Raw genomic sequence first — 293 nt, forward strand, 5'->3', positions numbered from 1 at the left:
GTCCACCCATGTCTCGCCATCGCTTCGCGTCACCCCATCCAGAACGCCACCGCTGAACGAAATATCGGTGTCGACAGACCAGACCCTCGCCGCTCCGACGACATCAAGTCGCGAGGTGTTGTCATCGATGACCGAGTAGCCGACGCCGAGCAAGCCTGCGAATGTCTCCGTCGAAACTTCTACGTCGGAGGCAATGAACCCTCTGGGCGTACCTGCTGAGCCGGAAATTTTGGTGTATATGATGTCGCCGAAAATGCTGTAGCGGTCGTAGCGGGCCTCGGCAATAGCCATGG

General features: G+C 58.4%; 1 pseudogene. It reads right to left on the reverse strand.

Annotation, left to right across the window (positions count from 1 at the left end):
* Positions 1-293 (reverse strand): annotated as a pseudogene (locus EOD29_RS31230) (hypothetical protein); the annotation flags it as partial.

Source organism: Mesorhizobium sp. M1A.T.Ca.IN.004.03.1.1 (assembly GCF_003997555.1).
GTDB lineage: Bacteria > Pseudomonadota > Alphaproteobacteria > Rhizobiales > Rhizobiaceae > Mesorhizobium.